Source organism: Rhodococcus sp. MT28, assembly GCF_058792695.1.
In genome coordinates this window covers 1-22,382 of sequence record NZ_JBXAFD010000028.1, presented here as the reverse complement: position 1 = coordinate 22,382, position 22,382 = coordinate 1, and the positions used below count along the sequence as shown (strand labels likewise).

Sequence of the window (22,382 nt, the reverse complement as noted above, 5' to 3'; positions counted from 1 at the left end):
GAACCCGAACAAACCCCCACCACAGAATCAAAACCATCCAACAACAACCCACCCACAACCGGACGAGACGTGTCGTTGAAGTCTTCGATGATGTTCTGTGTTTCCTTGGTGGACAACAGTTCCACGTCACCGACAGCAGTTCCCGGATTCGTGACCATCGCACGGAGAATGGTAGTCAGGCGCTCGGCTAGCCCGCCAACAGTAGCGGCGTCGAAAAGATCTGTGGTGTAGAGCCACGACATCACCATGCCGGTACCGACGCCGGCCTCGTCTTCAACCGGCGACGCCGTCAACTGAAGGTCGAACTTTGCGATATCGATTCCCGCATCGAACTCCGAGACTCGCAGGTCAGGCAACTCCAGAGCGTCACCTGCCATGTTCTGGAAGAACAACGCAACCTGGAACAACGGATGATGCGCCTGCGAACGGGCCGGATCGAGAACCTCCACCAAACGCTCGAAAGGCAAGTCCGCGTTGGCAAATGCACCCAAATCGGTTTCACGAACCTGATCGAGAAGATCGGCAAACGATATGTTCGGCGTCACCGGCGTACGCAACACCAGTGTATTGACAAACATCCCGATCAGATCATCGAGCGCAGGTTCCCCTCGACCGGAAATCGGCGAACCGATAACCACGTCGTCAGTCGACGCCATCCGCGCAAGCAGCACCGCAAGGGCCGCATGCACAACCATGAACAGCGAAACACCACGATCCAACGCCAATTGCTCCAGAGCCCTGTGCAACTCACCGTCGATATCGAAACGATGCACCGCGCCACGCGTCGACGCAACCGCCGGGCGCTTCCGATCGAACGGCAGATCGATCTTCTCCGGCAACCCCGCGAGATTCTCACTCCAATAACGCAATTGCTCCGACATCAACGACGCCGGATCAGAATCGACCCCCAAAACCTCATGCTGCCACAACGCAAAATCTGCGTATTGCACCGCAAGCGGCGACCACGCCGGGGCGCTGCCCTGCGCCCGGGAAAGATAGGCCAATGCAACATCACGCACCAGAGGACCAACCGAAACACCGTCGGCAGAGATATGGTGAACCACAATTGCGAGAACGAATTCACTTGGGCTGGTACGGAACAGACGCACCCGAAGTGGAACTGCAACGGAAACGTCGAACCCAACGGTCACCAGCGGCGCCAAAGCTGCAAGCAACTCCGACTCGTCGAGATCCCGAGGATCCAGATCGATATCTGCCGTGGACACTTCGAGAACGTCCTGATAGCCGATACCGCCGAACTCCGGATACACAGTCCGCAGCACCTCGTGCCGAGCGACAACATCCTCAACAGCGCGCGCAAGCGCACTCACGTCAAGTTCTCCGGACAAGCGGAGAACAATCGGAATATTGTTCACAGCAGATTCCGCGTCGAACCGACTCAGGAACCACATACGCTGTTGCGCAAGAGACAATGGCACACGATCAGGACGAACCATCGGTGCCAAGGCCACATGCCCGATCGTTTCCGTCTCGGCTTCGATGCGAGCGGCGAGCGCTTCGACGGTAGACGCTTCGAACAGAGTCTTCACCTGAACGCGGGTATCGAACGCTGCGCCCAGACGACCGGCCAGCTTGGCCGCGATCAGGGAGTTGCCACCCAATTCGAAGAAATCATCCGAAGCGCCGACCTGTTCGAGGCCGAGTAGATCGGCAATCGCGTCGGCCACAAGCTTCTGGGCAGGCGTGGATGGCGCTTGGTACGAGCGCGATTCGAATGTGGGCGCCGGCAATGCGTCGACGTCGAGCTTGCCGACCGGAGTCAGCGGAATATCTTCGAGCATCACCATTGCGGCCGGGACCATGTGCCGAGGCAGTGCGCCGCGTGCGTGGACTGTCAATGCCTCAGCGTCGAGCGTGTTCCCGGCCTTTACATACGACACCAATGCTGGTTCACCCGTCGGCCCACTCCGAGGAAGTGTCGCCACAAATTCGACACCGGGAACTGCGGCGAGAACTGCGTCGATCTCACCGAGTTCGATACGAAATCCGCGAATCTTGACCTGAGAGTCACCGCGGCCGAGGTATTCGAGACTGCGTTGGTCGTCGCCGGCCTTGATCCAGCGAACGGTGTCGCCGGTGCGGTACAGACGTTCGCCCGTGTCCGCGAACGGGTTTGCCACAAAACTTGCCGCAGTTGTCGCGGGTAGCTGGTTGTACCCGCGGGCGAGATGTGTTCCGGAAACATACAATTCGCCGGCAGTGCCGGTCGCCACCGGCTGCAGGCGGGAGTCGAGAACGTAGAGTCCGACGCCGCGCACCGGGTCGCCGATCGTGACCGGACTGTCGACCGTCAGTTCGGCAATCGATGCGACGACGGTGGTTTCGGTGGGGCCGTACGCGTTGAAGAATTTTCGTCCGGGCGCCCACTGAGTCACCAGTGCGGGCGAACATGCTTCGCCGCCCACGACAACAACGTCAAGCGTGTCGAAATCACCCTCCGCAGAGAGCGATCCCAGTGCAGCAGGCGTCATGAACGCGTGGGTGATCTTTTCTTCGGTGAGCAGTTCGGCGAGCTCGTCGCCGCCGTACACATCGGGGCGTGCGATCACCATCGTGGAACCGGTGCCGAATGCGAGGAGCAATTCCAGAACGGAGGCATCGAAGCTGGGCGATGCAAAGTGCAGGGTTCGGGATGCAGAAGTGAGACCGTAGCGTTCGATCTGCTCGGCACACAGGTTCGCAATGCCTCCATGCGTGACGACAACGCCCTTGGGTCGACCGGTCGAACCCGAGGTGTAGATCACGTAGGCGGGATGCTCCGCACGCAAAGTTCCGGCACGTTCGGTGTACGACACCGGTTCGGCAGGAAGTTCGGCCGCCTTTGCCAGGAACACGGCGTTGTCGAGTTCCCACCACTGAATACTCGCCGGCAGTCCGTCGGCGACAGCGCCTACCGTCAAGCCGATCGAGACGCCGGAATCGACAAGCATGTGCAAGGCGCGGTCGGCCGGGTAGTTGGGATCAACCGATACAAATGCGGCCCCGGCCTTCGCGACGGCCCACAGTGCGCACACCGACTCGACGGAGCGTGGGATGGAGATCGCTACCCGATCTTCCGGTCCCACTCCGTGAGCAATGAGGAGACGCGCCAGCTGCGATGACGCGGCATCCAGCTCGGCGTAGGTGACGGAACGACCGTCGAAGCGGATGGCGATGGCGCCTGGGTCGATATCGACGGCAGCCGCCAGTAGCTGCGGCAGCAAGGGCACTCGAACGCGGCGAGTACGGGTGGGACGGGGTTTGCGGCTTCCGCGTGTCTTTGCGGGGGTCGGATCGTCTGCGCTCATTCGATCACGTCCGATGATCGATCTGCGTGTACGTCGGCCCCTTGCGCCATCAGACAACTCACCTTCGCGTAATACTTGTTTTCACGGTCATCTCGCCCGTTGCGGCTCCCCACAATGCATCGGCAACCGAGTGCCATTGTTACAGCCACGGAGTTGCCGAGCGCCGTGTACCGCGAGTGGGTATGAGTTCCACCACTCGCGGTGCGTGAGGTCACCACGACTGTGGGCTGTGCTCCTCGAGAACGTGTTCGAGATCCGGCAGTTCGCTGCGATCGATGCTTGCAGCGTCATCCACCGACAGCACCGCGTGTGTCACCCACTCGTCGGCTAGCAGGTCGTCGAGCGATTCGATGTCACCACCTGCCACCACCCACGCAGCACCCGCCGATGCAGCGAGCAGAATCGCGGGCACCCGTCCGCTCGCGTCGATCGAGCCGGTCTGCAGCACTCGCGACTCGACATCAATCGCGTACTTCTCGCTCCAGGTCGACAGGGTTGCGGTGAGTTCCCCGTACGTCTGCTCCCAGGCTCCGTCTCCGAACACCTGGAAGGCGACGTCGTCCGCGGTGAGCGGGCGAATGCGGTCGGTGTAATTGATCGCACGCGCGGGTTGTGCGACCGCAGCGTCGAGTGTTTCCGGCGTGATCGTCACGACAGAGTCCGGAACCTCTCCGGCCTGCCCGACTGTTATCGCTGCCCCGGTCTTGACAATTGCCCAGCACGCCACTACTTCGCCTGCTCCCGATACGCCGGAGAGGCTCACGAAGTCTCCTGGACCGACGCCACCATCGATGAGCAGACGCGCAAGCTGCGAGGAACGTGAATCGACTGCGGCATAGTCGATTTCCTCGTCGCCGACCACAACGGCGGGAGCTTCGGGGTCAGCCTCGACTATCGACGCCAGCAGTTGCGGCAGGAGCGCCGCACCTGATCCGCTCGGAGCGATGGACTGAACTGCAGCGCTGAGAGCCTCGTCTTTCTCTGCTGCGGTGAGCAATTCGATGTCGCCGACCGGCCTCGATGGGTTGTCGGTGACCTGTTCGAGTACGCGAACAAACCGCTCCACGAACGATTCGACGGTTCCCTGGTCAAACAGATCAGTCGAGTAGATCCAGACGCCGGAGAGTCCGTATCCATCCGCGGCGCTACCGAGCGTCAGTTGCATGTCGAACTTCGTGGTCGCCACTGGTGAATCGACTCCGCTGATCGTCAAGCCCGGCAGCGAGAACTCGGCTCCGCCAGCGGGTTCCAGCGACAAGATGATCTGGAAGAGTCCGTCGGCCGAGGCACCCAACGCTTCGGATACTTCCTCGAACGGGAGGTCGGACTTCCCGAAGGCCTCCAGATCCACGTCGCGCACGGCAACAACCAGATCGTCGAAACTTGCTGCAGTATCTACCTGAGTCCGCAAGGCAAGCGTGTTCACGAACATTCCGACCAGATCGTCGAGCGCACGCTCCCCTCGCCCACCTACTGCGGTACCGATCGCAAAGTCGTCGGTTGCCCCGACCCGTGCAACCAATACGGCCAGTGCGGCGTGCAATGCCATGAAGGCAGTCGCATTCCGTTCGCGGGCGATCTCGACCAACCGGGCGTGGATCTGCTCACTGACGGTGAACTCGACGGCGCCCGCTGCCGGTGACACCACACTCGGACGTGGGCGATCCGTCGGAAATCCGGCCATCGCGGGAAGCGAAGCAAGCTTGCCCCGCCAGTACTCGAGTTGAGCGGCAGCGACACTACCGACCTCGTCGGCCGTGCCCACGACGTCACGCTGCCACAGCGCGAAGTCCGCGTACTGCACGGTCAATGGACTCCACCCGGGAATGCTGCCTCTGGTCCGGGCTTCGTACGCGATCATCATGTCGCGCGCCAACGGCGCCATCGACTCACCGTCGGCGGCAATGTGGTGTGCAACAAGAGCAAAGACGTACTCGCCGGTCCCGCAGTGCAGAAGTTCCATCCGCACAGGTACTTCTGTGGAGACGTCGAAGCCCGTCGACATCACAGCGGCGACGCGCGAGTACAACTCGGATGCGTCCGCAACGGCAGCGACGGCGCACTGCGGCGCATCGTCGACGTCGAGAATCCGTTGTGTTGGTCCGTTGTCGTCTGCCGGATAGAACGTCCGGAGCGACTCGTGCCGATCGGTGACATCGCGCAGAGCGGCCCGCAATGCGTCGACGTCGAGGTCGCCGGTCAACCGCAACACCATCGGAATGTTGTACGTCCCTGCGGCCGTGTCTATCTGGTTGACAAGCCACATCCGCTGCTGCGCGAGTGACAGTGGCAACCGGTCCGGGCGTTCCGCGGCTTCGAGTGACTTTCGTCGACCCGAACCGACTGATGCCGCAATGGCAAGGGCCAGTGCCTCGACTGTCGTGGCGTCGAACAACATCCGAACCGGAACAGTGGTATCGAGCGTCTGACCGAGACGGGCCGCGAGCCGCGTCGCGATAAGCGAGTTTCCGCCGAGCGCAAAGAAATCGTCGTCGAGTCCGACTCGGTCTACGCCGAGAAGATCGGCAAAAACAACTGCAACTGCCTTCTCGACAACGGTGAGCGGTTCTCGGTACGGCGCCGTGTCGAACACCGGGTCGGGCAGGCTCCGACGGTCGATCTTTCCGTTCGCGTTGAGCGGCACCGAGTCCATGACGATGAACGCCGACGGAACCATGTACTCCGGCAAGCGCTGCGCTACAGCGTCCCGCAGGATTTCCGGAACGATCACAGCACCTGGGACGCCAACGACGTAGGCAACCAACTGGTCGCCCACCGCCGAATCAGCGTGGACTGTGACGATGGCGGTCCCGACGGAATCCACGGCGTTCAAAGCGAATTCGATCTCACCGAGCTCGATGCGTAAACCGCGGATCTTGACCTGGAAGTCCGTGCGCCCGATGTACTCGAGCTCACCGGCTGTGTTGCGGCGCACGAGGTCGCCGGTTCGATACATGCGCTCGCCGGCCACTCCGAAGGGGTTAGCAACAAACCGTTCTGCCGTCAGGTCGTACCGGTTGCCGTAGCCACGACCGACTCCGATACCACCGACGTACAGCTCGCCGACAACTCCAGACGGAACAAGACCCAATCGTGAATCCAGCACGTAGAGATCGATGTTCGGCACCGGTGAGCCGATCGGAACACCGAGTGTGTCCGCAACCGTCGCCTGTTGGAACGACACCACATCCGACGCTTCGGTGGGACCGTAGCTGTTCACGATTCGAACTCCGCGCGAAAGCAGGTGCCCCAGACGGCTGACCTGTATCGGCTCTCCGCCGAGGAACACCACCTCGAGGCTTGCCAGCACGTCGTCTTCGTCAGAATCGATCAGAGCGTCGAAAGCACTGGGTGACATATTCGCCGTCGTGACTCGCTCGTCTGCGATGACACGAAGGATCTCACTCGGGTCGAAGCCGGCGGGTGCGAGGTGCACACTTCCACCACTCGTCAGTGGTCCCCACACGTTCTTCTGCGTGAGGTCGAAACTCGGTGACGACGCCACAGCCACCCCGGCGCGTGCCGGCAGCGAAGAGTTATACCACGCAACGGTATTCGCTATACCTGCCATCGGGACGACGGTCGGCTTCGGTCGCCCGGTCGAACCGGACGTGGAAATGACGTAGCCGACTCGGGCATCCGCGCCGTCCTCACGCCAATGATCAATCCACGACGGTGCGTCGGCAGCGACCACGGGTTCGTCACCGATGAGCACCACTGGGAGATCGAGGTCGGGCGTCTCGATCGCCACCACACACCGTGCCGCGATATCGGAGAGCAGTGCGCTCACCCGTTCTTCCGGAAGAGCAGGGTCGATCGGAAGATAGCCGGCACCGGCTTTCCACACAGCCACCATCGCTACGACCCACTGCCAGGACCTCGGCAGGATCAAGCCGACAACGTCGTCCGGACGGACGCCGGCGACGACGAGTTGAGCGGCCGCGACCGAGGACAGTGCATCGAGGTCCCCGTAGGACAATTCGACGTCACCGGCAACCGCTGCGCACGCCGACGGATCGGTGTCGACGTACTGTGCGAACAGCATCATCGGTGACGCGTCGAGCCGGCCATCGTCACTGCCCCGTGACCAGTCGAGAATCTGTGCGTGTTCGGATGTTTCGATGATATCGATGTCGCCGACCACCTGCGTCGAGTCGACTACTGCAGCATTCAGAACGCGGAGGAATCGGTTCGCGAGGGATGCGATTGTCGACTCGTCGAACAGGTCGGTCGCGTAGGTGAACTGGGCGGTCAGTCCTCCGTTGCCTGACGGCTCGGACTCGATCAAGGTCAGTTGCAGATCGACCTTTGCCAGCAGGTCCGGCAACGCGAAGTCGGCAACGTCCAGATCCTGCAACTGCAGAACCGATCGCTGCAGGTTCTGGAACGCCAGACCGACCTGGAACAACGCATGCCTGGCCTGAGATCGCTCGGGGTTGAGAATCTCGACGAGCCGTTCGAAGGGGACGTCCGCGTGCGAGAACGCGCCGAGATCCGATTCCCGGACATGTCTGACCAAGTCTGCGAACGACGCTTCGGGGTCGACCTCGGCGCGAAGCACCAGGGTATTGACGAACATACCGATCAGATCGTCGAGAGCACGTTCACCACGGCCGGCGGCCGGGGTACCGATCACGATGTCCGATGTCCCGGACAACCTCGCGAGCACGACCGCCAGGGCGCTGTGCACCACCATGAAGAGCGATGCATTGACCTCACGGGCCACTCGATCGAGACCCGCCCGGAGCTCGGCATCGATCGAGAAATCGTATCCGGCTCCGCGGTGCGATTCGATGCGCGGCCGCGGACGATCCGTCGGCAGATCCAACTGGTCCGGAATGCCGGCCAAGCGTTCCTGCCAGTACGTGACCTGCTCGGAGATAACCGATTCGGGATCGTCCTCGCTGCCGAGGATCTGCCGCTGCCACAACGCAAAGTCGGCGTACTGCACCGGCAATGGTTGCCACTGCGGCGACTGCCCTTGCGACCGTGCAACATACGCGGAGACGAAGTCGCGGATCAGCGGGCCCATCGAGAAGCCGTCACCGCTGATGTGATGGATCACAAAAACGAGGACGTACTCGGACTGGCTCAAATCGAACAATCGCGCTCGAACCGACGCCTCGTGGGTGACGTCGAATCCGGGAAGGATCACGCCTGCAACTCGATCGATAACCACGGATTCGTGAATGCGAACCGGCGTCAGATCCGGAACCATCCGGTCCACATCCACCAGTTGCTGATAACCGACGCCGTCGATCTCGGGATACACCGTTCGCAGAATCTCATGACGTTCGAACACGTCCACCAGCGCAGCCTGCATCGCCGCAATGTCCAGCTCTCCGGTCAGCCTGATGGCCACCGGAATGTTGTCCACACCCGAGGACGCGTCGAACCGGTTGAGGAACCACATGCGTTGCTGCGCAATCGACAGCGGAACACGATCCGGTCGTTCCTGCGCCACCAGCGGCGGGCGGGCACCCTTACCGGATTGCGAGTCGATAAGCGAGGCAAAGGATTCCACACTGGACGCGTCGAACAGCAGGCGAACAGGAACCGTCGTGTCGAGCGCCTCGCCGAGTCGCGCAACGACCTGAGTCGCGATGAGCGAGTTGCCGCCGAGCGAGAAGAAATCGTCGTCGAGGCCAACCTGCTCGATGCCGAGCAGGTCGGAGAAAATCCGCGCGACCGCAAGCTCCGCCACACTCCGTGGCTCACGGAAGGCAGCGATCTGAGCAACAGGATCGGGCAACTGCTTGCGATCCAGCTTGCCGGACGTGCCCAGCGGGAATGCCTCGAGCACAACGTGCGCCGTCGGGACCATGTAGCCGGGCAGTCGTGCGGCCAGTGCTGTCTCGACCGATGCCCAGTCCACTACTGCGCCAGCGTGTCCCACAACGTAGGCAACCAATTGTTCGTTGCGCACTGCCACCGCAGCCGACGCAACGGACGGCTGATCGCGCAATGCTGCCTCGATCTCGCCCAGTTCGATCCGCAATCCGCGGAGTTTGACCTGGAAGTCGGTCCGCCCGATGTATTCGACCTCACCAACGCTGTTCCACCGCACCAAATCCCCCGTGCGATACAGGCGGCTGCCGGAAGGTCCGTACGGATCTGCGACAAAGCGATCTGCCGTGAGGTCCGGCCGACCGACGTAGCCGCGCGCCAACTGGATTCCCGCCAGGTACAGCTCACCCGAGACACCCACCGGCACCGGGCGCAGACGCGAATCCAACACCAGGACACGGGTGTTCCAGACCGGCGATCCGATCGGGACGATCTCGGAATCCGATGGCGTGACCTCGTGGAATGTGACGTCGACTGCCGCTTCGGTAGGCCCGTACAGATTGTGCAGTCGAGCCTGCGGAAGGAGTGTGCACAGGTCCTGCGCAACCTGCGGTGGCAGTGCTTCGCCCGAGGCAAATACCCGACGCAGGGCATCCGCTCCGCGAACTGCGGGTTCTGCGACAAACAGTTCGAGCATCGAGGGCACGAAGTGCACAGTGGTGACGCCGTGTTCCGCGATAGCAGCTGCGAGGTATGCCGGTTCCCGGTGTCCGTCCACTACAGCAACGACCAACCGAGCGCCAACCTGCAACGGCCAGAAGAACTCCCACACCGACACATCGAACGTGAACGGCGTCTTCTGCAACACCACATCATCGCCGGTCAGCCCGTACTCGCCCTGCATCCACACCAGACGATTCACAATCGCCCGATGCGAAACCGCAACACCCTTCGGCTTTCCGGTCGAACCGGAAGTAAAGATCACGTACGCCGTGTTGTCACTGCGCAACGGAGATAGACGATCCGCATCGGAGATCGCAGCGTCCGAGTGGGTGGACAGGTCGAGCGTGCCCACCTGAACAACCGGACAGACCGACGTCTCGAATCGATCCAGCGTAGTGGTGAGGACACAGACCGGGACAGCGGTCGAAAGAACGTACTCATTGCGTTCGGTCGGCTGATCCGGATCGATCGGAACGTACGCGCCGCCTGACTTCACTATCGCGTACATCGCGACCAGCAGGTCGAGCGATCGTCGCATCGACAATCCCACCATGGCATCGGGGCCGACACCGATCGAGATCAAATGGCGTGCAAGACGATTGATCCGGGCGTCGAATTCCGCGTATGTCAGCGTCGTAGCGTCGAACGTGATTGCCGGCGCATCCGGTGTTGCCGACACCTGGGCTTCGAAGAGATCTACCAGGGTGGAGTCGGGAACACGACGCTCGGTCGAGTTCCATTCGACGAGCACTCGCCGGCGCTCGTCGGCACTCGATAGGTCGATGTCGCCGATGACAGCAGAAGTATCATCCGCCAGGGCGCGCAGAATCGTGACATAACGCTGCGCAAACAGTTCCACGGTTGCTGCGTCGAAAAGGTCTGTTGCATAGTTGAACTGCGCAAGAAGGCCGCCCTGTGGCGATTCACTCACCGTCAGTTGGAGATCGAACTTCGCGACGGGCGATTCGATGTCCACGGCGGACACCGCAACACCGTTCATCGCTGCCGACTCCGGACTCGAGCCGCCAATGTTCTGCATCGTCAGCATGACCTGGAACAGCGGGTTCCGTGCCTGTGACCGTTCGGGGTTGATGATCTCGACAAGGCTCTCGAACGGAACGTCCGCGTGATCGAATGCGCCGAGATCGGTTTCACGGGCGCGGTGGATCAGGTCGGCGACCGTCGACGCCGGATCGATATCGGTTCGCAGTACCAACGTGTTGACGAACATTCCGATGACGTGGTCGAGCACTTGCTCACCGCGTCCGGCAACGGGAGTGCCGATCACGATGTCGGTGGAACTCGACAGCTTTGCGAGCAGCAGCGCAAGCGCAGAATGCACAACCATGAACAGCGAGGCGTTCGATGCCTGGGCGACCGCGTTCAAGCGCTCGAGCAAATCCGCGTCAACGGAGAAGTCGTGGTAGGCACCCTGATTGGTTGCAATTCGGGGCCGCGGCCGATCCGTCGGCAGCTCGAGTTGATCCGGAACACCGGCCAATTGTGTTCGCCAATAGTCGAACTGCCCGGAAATCACCGAGTCCGGATCGCTCTCGCTGCCCAGGACTTCGCGCTGCCACAAAGCAAAATCGGCAAACTGCACCGGAAGTGGTTCCCACTGCGGCGCCGCTCCGGCCGATCGCGCACCGTATGCCGCGACGACGTCCCGAACCAATGGAAGCATCGAGAATCCGTCACCACTTATGTGATGGACGACAAATACGAGAACGAACTCGGAATCAGTGATCCGCAGGAGCGAAACGCGAATGGGCACTTCGGTGGTCACGTCGAACCCGGGCGCCACCACATCGGCGACCTGAGCCACCACATCATCGGCATCCACGTCGATCGGGGCAAGATTGATCAGACGAGCGGGTTCGAGAACCTGCTGGTAACCGACGCCGTCGATCTCGGGGTAAATAGTTCGCAAGCTCTCGTGACGACGCACCAGATCGTCGAGAGCGTCCTCGAGCGCGTCGACATCGAGCGTGCCGGTCAATCGCAGTGCGGCTGGGATGTTGTCGACATTCGATCCCGGTTCGAAGCGGTTCAGGAACCACATGCGTTGCTGCGCGAGCGAGAGCGGCACACGCTCCGGCCGGACCTGCGCGGTGAGCGGAGGCCGCGCCGCCGGGGTTGTCCCCGAGTCGATACGGGCAGCAAGTGCCCCGACGGTCGGTGTGTCGAACAGTGTCCGCACACCGACGGTGGTGTCGAGCCTCTGTCCCAGCCGCGCAACAACCTGAGTAGCCATGAGGGAGTTACCCCCGAGGGCAAAGAAATTGTCGCCCAATCCCACCTTCTCGACTGCCAGAAGGTCCGAGAAGACCTGAGCCACAGCAATTTCGGCACTCGTGACCGGCGCCTGGAACTCGGCACTACGAGCCACTGGATCCGGCAACTGCGCACGGTCGAGCTTGCCCGAGGAGCCAAGCGGGAAGCTGCCGAGCACAACATGAGAGGCCGGAATCATGTATGCGGGCAACCGCTGCGACAACGCCTCGGCAATGTCGTCCCAGTCGAGGCTGACTCCATCTGCCGGCGTCAGATACGCCACCAACTGGTCGCTGCGAACCAGTACTACCGCCGCGGATACCGCAGGGTGATCGCGTAGAGCCGATTCGATTTCACCGAGTTCGATGCGCAGTCCGCGCAGCTTGACCTGGAAATCCGTTCGACCGATGTACTCAATCTCACCAAAACTGTTCCACCGCACCAAGTCACCCGTGCGATAAAGTCGCTGTCCGTTACCGGAGAACGGATCCGCAACAAACCGGTCGGCACTCAGATCGGGCCGAGCTAGGTAGCCGCGTGCAAGCTGGACACCGGCGAGGTACAACTCCCCCGCAACTCCGACCGGCACCGGATTCAACCGCGAGTCGAGCACCAGCGCCCGGGTGTTCCACACCGGCGCACCGATCGGCACACTTGCGACGTCGGATTCGGTGACCTCGTGGTACGTCACGTCGACCGCGACCTCGGTCGGACCGTACAAGTTATGCAAGCGCGCAGCGGGAAGAACTGTCCGCAGCGTTGACGCCACCTGTGGTGTCAACGCCTCACCGGAGGCGAATACCCGGGTCAAAGAAGTACACGCCGCCACCGAGGGTTCTCCGACAAACACGTCGAGCATCGACGGAACAAAGTGCGCGGTGGTGACGCCGTAGTCGGAAATGGCGGACGCGAGGTAGGCGGGGTCGCGGTGTCCGTCTGGTTCGGCAACAGCTAGTCGGGCACCAACCTGCAACGGCCAGAAGAACTCCCACACCGACACATCGAACGTGAACGGCGTCTTCTGCAACACCACATCATCGCCGGTCAGCCCGTACTCACCCTGCATCCACACCAGACGATTCACAATCGCCCGATGCGAAACCGCAACACCCTTCGGCTTACCGGTCGAACCGGAAGTAAAGATCACGTACGCCATGTTGTCCTGCCGCAGCGGCGCCAGCCGATCGGTATCGACAAGCGCTGCGTCCGAGAACTGGGAAGTATCCAGCGAATCCAACGAGACAACCGTGGTGCCCGCTGTGAAACCGTCACGATCGGTGGTCAGCACGCACACCGGTCCGGCCGTCCCCAGAACGTACTCGTTGCGATCGGCGGGCTGATCGGGATCGACCGGCAGATAGGCCCCGCCTGCTTCGATCACCGCGTACATCGCGACAACCAAGTCGATGGACCGCCTGATTGCCAAGCCCACCAAGGTGTCAGGTCCGACGCCCATTGTCACCAGCATCCGGGCGAGTCGATGCACACGCGCCGAGAAATCGCGATAGGTCAGCAGCTCGTCCTCGTAGACGAGTGCCGTGGCGTCCGGAGTCCGATGCGCTTGTTCGACAAACATGTCGACCAGCGTCTTGCCCGGCACCTCGTGGTCCGTGGCGTTCCAGGTGCCGATCACCAATTCGCGCTCGTCGACGGTGAGCAGGTCGATGTCACCGACCACGATGGCCGGATTTTCCGCGACGACGGCGAGGAGCGCCGCCAACCGTGAGGCAACAGACTCGATGGTCGACGGGTCGAAAAGATCTGTGGCGTAATCAATCATGATCGACAGCCCGCCGTGCTCGGGGTCTTCCCAGACGGTGAACTGGAGGTCGAACTTGGCCACCGCGGATTCGGGTTCGACGCCCGTAACCGTCAACCCGTCGATCTCGGCAGCGCCCTGTTCACTCTGGCCGAGGTTTTGAAATGCCAGCATGACCTGGAAGAGCGGGTTGTGCGCCTGGGAGCGGGCGGGATCGAGGACCTCGACAAGGCGCTCGAACGGAACGTCCGTATGGCCGAAGGCATCAAGATCGGTACCGCGAGCGGCTTTCAGCACGTCCGCGAACGAACTCGCGGAGTCGATCTCGGTGCGCAGGACCAGTGTGTTGACGAACATGCCGATCACATCGTCGAGAGCGCGATCGCCACGACCTGCGACCGGCGTACCGATCGCGATATCCGACGTCGCGGACAACCGGGCAAGCAGGAGGGCAATGGCACTGTGCAGCACCATGAAGACCGAAGCCTTGTGTTGCTGCGCCAACGATTCGAGCCGGACGAGCAAGTTCTTCTCGATCGAGAACTGGTGCGACGCACCACGGTTGGTCGCTACAGCAGGCCGCGGGCGATCTGTCGGAAGTTCGAGCAGTTCCGGCATCCCTGCCAACTGATGCGTCCAGTAGTCGATCTGCCGCGAAATCAACGATTTCGGGTCGCTCTCGTCGCCGAGAACGGACCGCTGCCACAGCGTGAAGTCCGCGTACTGGACCCCCAAAGGAGCAAAATCGGGCGCTGAACCCTGCGATCGAGCTGCGTACGCACTCACAACGTCGCGGACCAACGGCCCCATCGAGAAACCGTCGCCACTGATGTGGTGAACCACAAAGACGAGGACGTATTCCGAGTCTGCGACCTGGAACAGGCTGGCCCGCAAGGGAACCTGCGCCGTGACGTCGAAGCCCTCGGTGACAACGGCAGTGACACGGTCGATCAGGTCGGATTCCGGGACTACAACCGGTGTCACGTCCAGCACGACGTCCGACGCGGCGAGAACCTGCTGGTATCCGACACCGTCGATTTCGGGGTAGACGGTTCGCAGGCTCTCATGGCGCTCGACCAGATCGGTGATCGCGCCGCGTAGTGCCGCGACATCGAGGACACCGCTCAGGCGTAGGGCCACCGGAATGTGATCGACGGCTGACGTGGAATCGAACCGGTTGAGGAACCACATACGCTGCTGCGCAAGCGAAAGCGGGATCCGGTCGGGACGTTCCTGTGCAACGAGAGGAGCCTTCGCACCGCGGCCAGCAGAATCGCCTACGAGAGAAGCTAATTCGGATACCGTCGGAGCATCGAAGAAAGCTCGCATGTCGAGTTCCACGCCGAGTTCGGCGTTCGCGCGCGCCACCACTCGCGTCGCGAGCAGTGAATTGCCCCCGAGGTCGAAGAACCCGTCGTCTATGCCGAGATCGTCGCGGCCGAGCAAGTCGGCAAAGATCGCTATCAACGTCTTCTCGACCGGGGTGCTCGGTGCGCGGTATTCGACAACCTGCGCTGTGAACTCGGGCGCCGGCAGCGCCTTGCGGTCCAGCTTGCCACTGGCATTGAGCGGAAACGCCTCGAGTTCGACAAACAGCGACGGCACCATGTAGTCCGGCAGGCGTCCACCCAATTCACGTGCAAGAGCGTCGGTGTCGAGCACAACTCCCGATGCGGGAACCACGTATGCCACCAGATTGTCGCCCAAAGCCGCATCGGAGTGGACGAGAACGGCCGCCTGTGCGATTGCATCGTTGTCGAGTAGCGCTGATTCGATTTCGCCGAGTTCGATGCGCAGTCCCCGCAGCTTCACCTGGAAGTCGGTGCGGCCGAGGTACTCGAGCAGGCGGTCGGCGCCGGCACCGCGCCATCGGACCAGGTCGCCGGTTCGGTACATGCGCTCGCCGTCCGAGGTGGAATGCGCGACGAACCGATCCGCCGTCAGATCGGGGCGGGAGACATACCCTCTGGCCAGCTGGACCCCCGCGAGGTAAAGCTCGCCGGGGACGCCGGGAGGTACTGGACGCAGTGCGTCGTCGAGGACGAGTAGCTCTGTTTCGGCGACAGCACGGCCGATCGGAATGGAGACCTCGTCCTGCGGTCCGGTTGCGTAGTACGTGACGTCGACGGCTGCCTCGGTCGGTCCGTACAGATTGTGCAGTTCCGCGGTGCTGACGTCGCGCAGCCGCGCGGCGGTCTGGGCGGGAAGCGCTTCACCCGAGGCAAAAACGTAACGTAGCGAGGTGATCTCGGAAGCGCGCGGTTCAGCGACGAAGACCGCGAGCATCGAGGGGACAAAATGTACAACGGTGACGCCGTACTCGATCATCGTCGCTGCGACGTAGGCCGGATCACGATGCCCGTCCGGCTTCGCGATCACGAGGCAAGCGCCGACCTGCAACGGCCAGAAGAACTCCCACACCGACACGTCGAACGTAAACGGCGTCTTCTGCAGGATGACGTCTTCGTCGGTGAAGGGATATTCGCTCTGCCTCCATCGGAGGTTGGCGACGATTGCCTCGTGTGACACACCGACGCCCTTTGGCCTGCCGGTCGAACCCGACGTGAAGATCACGTACGCAAGATTGTCGGTGCGCAGCGGTGACAGCCGGTCACCGTCGGCAAGCGGCGCGCCTGAGTGCGCCGAGACATCGATGTCATCGATCCGCAGTACATCGACGTTTTCGGGAATGCCGACCGCGTCCACTGACGTCGTCAGCACGAGGACGGGCGCGGCGACGTCGATCACATACGCCAGACGCTCAGCGGGATGGTCGGGATCGAGTGGTAGGTACGCACCACCGGCCTTGACGATCGCGTACATCGCAACCAGCAGTTCGACGGACCGACGGATACCCAGGCCGACGAGTGTGTCCGGTCCGACGCCACGGGCGACGAGCTCGCGGGCGAGCTGATTGACCCGGCGATCGAATTCCGCGTAGGTCGACGCCGTGGAGCCGAAACGAAGGGCGACGGCATCGGGGGTACGCGCGACCTGCTCCTCGAACAGACTTACGAGAGTCGACTCGACGACCGACGGAGCCTCGAAAGCAACGACGGAAGTCGCGTCGGCGATGAGCGCACCGACGACGGATTCAAGGCCACCCTCTCGTGTGGCGAGCAACTCCGGCAGCAGCGTGGAGATCACGACCGGTACAAGTGCGTCCGGGCCGAGCGCACCACCCATCGCGGAGTCGAGTGTGGTCAGTTCCGAGTGCAACCGTTCGTAGGTGACCTCGGCGTCTGCATGAACAAGCGCTGTCCGGTCGGGCTCCGCCTCGGCTACTGCAGCGATCAATCTCGGCAGTTCCTCGATCGTCAGCGACTGTGGTCCCGGCATACCGACGGACATCAACACTTCCTCCAACTGACGACAGCACGGCGCAGATCCAACGCACGACTGGTCGTACAGATCAACGCCCATGGGGCAAATACTGCATATTACCCGTCCGTACCGGAACCCTTCCCCAGCGTGGCCTGCGCGTCAGTTATCAAAGACTGGACGAGCGAGGTAGTACCGTCGGCGCCTAGTGCCGGAAGAATGCCCGGAACCAGACCGTTCAGCGAAACCGAGACCAATGCGTCGGCAGTGAGCGCCGCACCCATCGTCTGCTTCATCACAGCCAGTTTTTCGGCCAGCTGTGTGAAGGTCACCGCGGTGTCACCGTGCGTGAAGGCAACCGCCGTCGGATCTGCTGCGGCGGCCGCTGATGCGAGGTCCGGAAGATCGGCGGCGGTCTTCGGCTCGGCTGCCTCGATCAGCGCGCGTTCGAAGTCCGTCACGATGTCGATGGTCCGCAGAACCACCGTCGGATCTGCGGCAACGGCGTCGACCACGGCCCGCAACCTGGCCGCGAACAGTTCCATGGTTGCGGCGTCGTACAGATCGGTTGCATAGGTGAATCGCATCCGGATATCGGACAGCGTACCGCCCTCGTCGAACTCCTCGATACCGGTGAGCTGCAGGTCGAACATCGCCGAGTCGAATCCGTCGTCCACCGCCGACAGTTCGAGCCCTGGCAGCGCAAACGTACCCAGTGCCATGTTCTGGAACGTGAGCATCACCTGGAACAGCGGTGAGTATGCCTGCGAGCGCTCACGGCCGACCTGCTCGACCAGACGCTCGAAGGGCACGTCTGCGTTTCCGAACGCCGCGAGGTCCTTCTCCTTCACTTGCTGCAGCAGGTCGACAAACGTGGTTGCCGGTTTCACCTGCGTGCGCAACACCAGCGTGTTGACGAACATACCGACCAGGTCGTCCAGGACTCGCTCGCCGCGACCCGCCACCGGTGTACCGATCGCGATGTCGTTCGAGCCGCTGAGCTTGGACAGCAGCACCGAGAACGCGGCGTGCACGACCATGAACACGGTCGAGTTCTGCTCACGCGCAATCTCCGCGATTCGACGCGTGGAGTCGGCGCCGAGCGTGAACAGGAAGTCCGCGCCCTTCGTCGACTGCGTTGGTGGACGCGGACGGTCCGTCGGCAGTTCCAGAAGTTCGGGAACGCCGGCAAGTTCCTGCGTCCAGTAGGCAAGCTGCGTCGACAGTTCACTGTCCGGATCGTCCTCGGAACCCAGAACGTCGCGCTGCCACAACGTGTAATCCGCGTACTGGACTTCGAGCGGAGCCCATTCGGGTGCCGCTCCCCCGGTACGCGCCGTGTACGCGACCATCGTGTCCCTGATCATCGGTGCCATCGAGAACGCGTCGCCGCTGATGTGGTGGACCACGACGATCAGGACATGCTCGGTGGGCGTGATCTGGAACAGGCGAACGCGCAGCGGAACACCGGCAGTGACGTCGAAGCCCTGACCGACGACCTTCGCGACCTCGGCCCCAATCGTGTCTTCGCCGACATACAGCACGGCCATGTCGACAACGGCTGCCGACTTGGACTGAATCGACTGCGTCGGGCCGTCCCCGAGATCGGGATAGAACGTCCGCAGGATCTCGTGGCGAGCAACAAGGTCGGAGACGGCCGACTGCAATGCTGCGACGTCGAGATCGCCGGACATCCGGATCGCGACCGGGATGTTGTACGCGGCAGACCTGCGGTCTATCTGGTTGAGAACCCACATCCGCTGCTGAGCGAGCGACAACGGAATCTGCGACGGCCGTTCCTGCGCCACCAACTGTGCCCGCGAACCTGAACCGGCGTGTTCGAGCACCCGCGACGCCAGCAGTCCGACAGTCGACGCTTCGAAGATGATCCGCACCGGAATCTGGGCGTCAAGTGCCTGACCCAACCTGGCCACGACCTGTGTGGCGATCAGCGAGTTCCCGCCGAGATCGAAGAAGTCGTCGCCCAACCCGACTCGTGGAACGCCCAGGACTTCGGCAAACACCGAGGCCACGATCTCTTCGACCGGATTGCTCGGGGCACGGAACTCCGTTGCCTCGAATTCGGGTTCCGGCAGCGCCTTTCGATCGATCTTGCCGTTGATGTTGAGCGGCAATTCGCTCAGCACCATCAACGCCGACGGCACCATGTAACTCGGCAACTCGCGGACGAGTTCCGCCTTCACGCTGTCGACGTCGACGGTGGCTCCGGCCTGCGGAACGAGGTACCCGACCAGTCGATCCCCCAGTCGCGGATCGGTTTTCGCGACGACAACCGCGGCGTCCACGGACTCAGCAGCTCTGATAACAGCTTCGATCTCACCGAGTTCGATGCGGTAGCCGCGGATCTTCACCTGGAAGTCGGCACGATCGACGTACTCGAGTTCACCGCCACTGCGCCAGACAACGAGGTCGCCGGTGCGGTACAGACGTGTGCCCGGTTCTCCGAAGGTGTTGGCGACAAAGCGTTCCGACGTCAGGTCGGCGCGGCCGTGATAACCGCGAGCCAACTGGGTTCCGGCCAGGTACAGCTCACCGGTAACTCCGACCGGAACGGGATGCAGTCGCTCGTCGAGCACGTAGACCTGCGTATTCCATTCCGGGGCACCGATCGAGACCGACGAGGTGTCGCTCTCGTCCACATCGTGCGCGGTCACTGACACCGCAGCCTCGGTCGGACCGTACAGATTGACGAGTGCCGCGTCGGACATTTTGCGGAACTCTGCCGCCGTTGCCGCGGGCAAGGCCTCACCGATGGCAAGGACACGCTCGAGCGACTGCGGAAGAGTGCCGTCTGCTGCGGCCGTCAGCATCGAGAGCATGGACGGCACCGCGTGCAGCGTCGTCACCTTCTCTTGAGCGATGAGCGCCAGCATGTACTCGGCGTCCTTGTGGCCGTCCGGGTCGGCGATGACCAGGCGGGACCCGGATGTCAACGCGGACCAGAACTCCCAGACCGAGAGGTCGAACGTCGCTGCAGTCTTGAGCAACATTGCGTCGGTCTGGTCGAGACCGTAGCGATCACGCTTCCACAGAAGCTGATTGACGATCGCGGCGTGGGACAGCGCCACACCCTTCGGCTTGCCGGTCGATCCCGACGTGAAGATCACGTACGCGGTATTCGCCGAACGAAGCGGTGCGATCCGCTCGTCGCCGCGCACCGGCGCTCCGGAGACGCGCGACAGATCGAGGGTGTCGATGAGAAGAACATTGTCGATCCCCGCGAGCGACGGTGCGTCGTTCTCGTTGCTGAGCACGCAGACCGGCGCGGCCATCTCGAGGACGTACCCGGTGCGATCGGCCGGATGATCCGGATCGATCGGAACATAACCGCCGCCTGCCTTGGCAACGGCGTACATGCCGATCACCAGGTCGATGGAGCGTCGCATTCCCAATGCCACCAACGACTCCGGACCGACACCCAGTTCGATCAGGTGACGGGCGAGCCGGTTGACCTTGTCGTCGAACTCCACATACGTCAGCGATTCGAGCCCGTGCACCAACGCGACGGAATCACCGTGCGCGGCAACCTGCTGATCGAACAGATCGACCAGTGTCGCCTCGGCGTCGAGTACCTGCTCCGTTGCATTCCATTCCTGCAGAACCTGATTCGACTCACGCGGATCGAGCACGTCGATGTCGCCGACCACGATCGACGGATCGGCAACCACCGCTGCCAGAACGGTGTTGAACCGATCAGCGAAGGACTGCACTGTCGACTCGTCGAAAAGGTCGTGCGCGTAGCTGAATACGGCCGAGATGCCGGAGGCAACGCCACGCTCGTCGTAGTTGTCACCGACGATCAACTGCAGATCGAACTGAGCGACACCGTTGTCGATCTCCAGGCCCTTCACCGTGAGACCAGGCAGTTCCAGGCTTGCCTGTTCCATGTTCTGGAAGAGGAAGCCCACCTGGTAGAGCGGGTGCCGAGCGGTCGAACGTGCCGGGTTGAGAACTTCGACCAGTCGCTCGAACGGAACGTCGGCGTGCGCAAACGCCTGCAGGTCGTTCTCTCTCACGCGGGCAAGCAGTTCCGTGAAGCTGTCGGAACCGTCGACGTGTGTCCGAAATACCAGAGTATTGACGAACATGCCGATCAGATCGTCGAGCGCACGCTCGCCACGGCCCGCGATCGGGGTGCCAACGGCGATGTCGTCGGTGCCGGAAAGGCGCGCCAACAGGACCGCGAATGCCGCGTGCGTGACCATGAACAAGGTTGTTCCGTGCTCACGGGCCAGTGATGCCAAGCCCTGATGCACTGCTGCATCGATCTCGAAGTGGAGGTAACCCCCACGGTACGACTGCGCGGCGGGACGCAGACGGTCCGTCGGCAGGTCCAGCTGATCGGGCAACCCGGCCAAAGCCTGGCTCCAGTAGGCGATCTGCTCGGACGACACTGATTCCGGGTCTTCCTCGCTTCCCAGTACCTCACGCTGCCACAAGCTGTAATCCGCGTACTGCACATTCAGCGGAGCCCAACCCGGCGCCGTTCCCTGTGCCCTGGCCGCGTAGGCCATGACGAGGTCACGGGCGAACGGAGTAGTCGAGGAACCGTCCGCGGCGATGTGGTGCACCACCACGGCAAGGACGTACTCGTTCTCGGCTAACTGGAACAACCGAATCCGCAGCGGGATTTCGGCCGTCACGTCGAACCTCGTCGACGCCAATTCGACCAGCTTGCCGACAATCTCGGCTTCCGTGACGCTTTCGACGTCCAATTCCACCGGTGTATGTCCTACCGGTTCGATGACCTGGACCGGTCCCGAATCGGTTTCCGGATACACAGTGCGCAGGGTTTCATGACGGCCTACTACGTCGCCGATCGCCGCACGCATCGCGCCCAGATCGAGTTCACCGCTCAGTCGCAGAGCAAACGGCATGTTGTAGGCACCGGCGGAGCCGTCGAACCGGTTGAGGAACCACATACGTTGCTGCGCAAGAGAAAGCGGAATCTCTTCCGGTCGATCCTGAGCTGTCAGCGCAAGGCGGCTTCCTTCACCGACGTGTGATTCGAGACGTGCGGCGAGTTCCTGAACGGTGGACGCTTCGAACAGAAGGCGAACCGGTACGGCCGTCTCGAGTTCTTCGGCGATGCGCATGACAACCCGAGTCGCGATGAGGGAGTTGCCACCCAACTCGAAGAAATCATCATCCAACCCCACCCGATCAACACCCAACACACCCACAAACGC

The 22,382-nt window shown here is 62.3% G+C and carries 3 protein-coding genes; all 3 read right to left on the bottom strand.

The features are described from left to right. Positions 1 to 3,308 (bottom strand): amino acid adenylation domain-containing protein (locus tag AC1Q6C_RS32310; protein WP_492667061.1); only part of this gene is annotated, 3,308 nt, incomplete at its 3' end. Positions 3,309 to 3,519: 211 nt separating this feature from the next. Next, complete coding sequence (locus tag AC1Q6C_RS32305) at positions 3,520 to 17,202, bottom strand: amino acid adenylation domain-containing protein (protein ID WP_492667060.1); 13,683 nt, start codon at positions 17,200 to 17,202, stop codon at positions 3,520 to 3,522. A gap of 89 nt (positions 17,203 to 17,291) precedes the next feature. Beyond that, the coding region (locus AC1Q6C_RS32300; RefSeq protein WP_492667059.1) for an amino acid adenylation domain-containing protein at positions 17,292 to 22,382 on the bottom strand (5,091 nt) is incomplete at its 5' end.